The sequence below is a fragment of the Bradyrhizobium sp. genome (assembly GCF_049798375.1).
Lineage (GTDB): Bacteria > Pseudomonadota > Alphaproteobacteria > Rhizobiales > Xanthobacteraceae > Bradyrhizobium.
This window is the reverse complement of sequence record NZ_JBARGP010000766.1, coordinates 1-2,344: the sequence shown is the minus strand read 5'-3', so window position 1 is coordinate 2,344 and position 2,344 is coordinate 1. Positions and strand designations below refer to the sequence as shown.

The window sequence follows — 2,344 nt, the reverse complement described above, 5'->3', positions numbered from 1 at the left end:
CCCTCATAGATTAGCTCGCTGCCGGTCGCAGCGATCGCGACCGCGCCGGGGATCTCGCCCGCTTCGGTCATCCCGGCCAATAGCCGGTCGATCTCCGTCTTGCTCTGCATAGGTTACCTCCCGTTTTTTTTGATAACGGTGCGATTGTCCTCCGGACCCTTGCAGCCGACAAGGCAGATTATTGACCGGCTGCCGCCGTCGCGCGCTGGTGATCACGCGTGTTTCAAGAGAAATGCGCGCCGCCGCGACTCCGCGCGCAGCTTTTAACCAAGACGGCATCAGAGCTAAGACGGTCCTCCCCAAGGTCGCGGCATGGGCGCTATGCTCGCCGCACGCGGCTTTGGTCTTGTCGTTTGAAACGATTTTTGCGTTAAGGCGTTCATCAATTCCGCCGTCAGGCCTTATGAATTTAAAGTGGCAGATGACCGCCCGAAGGGACAGCATGATTTCCACCTGGAGCGAATGGAAGCGTTACCCGCGGCCAGGGCGGGGTGACAATATCGAGGCGCCGATCACACCCGGCATCTACGAGGTTCGCATTGCGGCGTCGGGCGCGCTGCACTCGTTTGGCGCTGTCGATAATCTGGCGCAGGCGCTCGCTTTGCTGCCGGTCGGCCCCAAATCCTGGTTCGGGCGGCGCGATCCCGCGAGCCTGCCCGATCTCGAATATCGGACCTGTGCGACCTCGACCAAGGCCGATGCCAAGGCCGCGGCGGAGCGCATGATCGGCCGTCGCGAGACCTATCTTAGCGGCGCAGCCTGAGTTCGCAAAAGGTTCGCGGGCGTGAGCGGGCGGCGGACGAGGTCTGCGCGTTTACCCGGTGTGACCGTCGCATTTCCTGCCTATATTCGGCATGACTTCGAAAACATCTCGAGGAGACGCCGATGACCCCGACCGCTGCCGCACGTAGCTCACAATCCTCCGGCTCGAGCTTGCGCGAGCGCCTGAAGGACCCGTCGCTGCTGCGCGAGCAGTGCTATATCGACGGCGCCTGGGTCGGCACGCCGAGTTTTGCGGTCAACAATCCCGCGACGGGCCGGGAGCTGGCGAAGATCGCGCAGCTCGGCGCTGACGAGACCACGAAGGCGGTCGAGGCCGCCCAGCGCGCCTTCCCGGCCTGGGCCAAGCTGACTGCGAAGCAGCGCTCCAATATCCTGCGTAAATGGTTCGAGCTGATCATCGCCAACCGCGAGGATCTGGCGCTGATCTTGACCTCGGAGCAGGGCAAGCCGCTCAGCGAGGCGCTCGGCGAAATCGATATCGGCGCCGCCTATGTCGAGTTCTTTGCGGAAGAAGCACGCCGCGTCTATGGCGAGACCATTCCGACCCAGCGCGCCGATGCGCGCCTGCTCGCGATCAAGCAGCCGATCGGCGTCTGCGGCGCCATTACGCCATGGAATTTCCCGAACTCGATGATCACCCGCAAGGTCTCACCCGCGCTGGCCGCGGGCTGCACCGTGGTGCTGAAGCCCGCCAACGAGACCCCGCTCAGCGCGCTGGCGCTGGCCGTGCTGGCCGAGAAGGCGGGCGTGCCGAAGGGCGTGTTCAACATCGTCACCGGCGATGCGCCGCCGATCGGCAAGGTGCTGTGCGAGCATCCGGCAGTGCGCTTCATCGGCTTCACCGGCTCGACCAATGTCGGCAAGATCCTCTACCAGCAGGCCTCGGTCGGCGTGAAGAAGCTCGGCCTCGAGCTCGGCGGCAACGCACCGTTCATCGTGTTCGACGACGCCGATATCGATGCGGCGGTCGAAGGCGCGATGGTGTCGAAATATCGCAACATGGGCCAGACCTGCGTTTGCGCCAACCGCCTCTACGTCCAGAACAAGGTCTACGATGCCTTCGTCAAGAAGCTGTCGGACAAGGTCGCGGCGATGAAGATCGGCGACGGCACGGAAGCCGGCGTCACCCAGGGGCCGCTGATCAATTCGAAAGCGGTCGAGAAGGTCGAACGCCACATCGAAGACGCGGTGAAGGGCGGCGCCAAGGTCGTGACCGGCGGCAAGCGCTCCTCGCTCGGCCGCACCTTCTTCGAGCCGACCGTGCTTGCCGACGTCAAGGCCGATGCGCTGGTCGCACGTGAGGAGACGTTTGGCCCGCTCGCGCCGGTGATCCGCTTCAAGGATGAGGCCGACGTGATCGCGATGTGCAATGCCTCGCCGTTCGGCCTCGCGTCCTACTTCTATTCGCGCGATCTCGGCCGGGTCTGGCGCGTGGCGGAGGCGCTGGAATCGGGCATGGTCGGCGTCAACACCGGCCTCATCACCACCGAGGTCGCGCCGTTCGGCGGCGTCAAGGAAAGCGGCCTCGGCCGCGAAGGCTCGCATCACGGCATGGAAGAAT

The 2,344-nt window shown here is 64.4% G+C and carries 2 protein-coding genes; both read left to right on the top strand.

What is annotated here, in order from left to right; genetic code table 11:
* Nucleotides 1-442: 442 nt before the first annotated feature.
* Nucleotides 443-763, top strand: a complete 321-nt coding sequence (locus WA702_RS29365; protein ID WP_425114038.1) for a hypothetical protein — start codon at nucleotides 443-445, stop codon at nucleotides 761-763.
* Between the two features lie 122 nt (nucleotides 764-885).
* Nucleotides 886-2,344, top strand: a 1,459-nt coding sequence (locus WA702_RS29360) for an NAD-dependent succinate-semialdehyde dehydrogenase (protein WP_425114037.1), incomplete at its 3' end; no start/stop codon positions are given.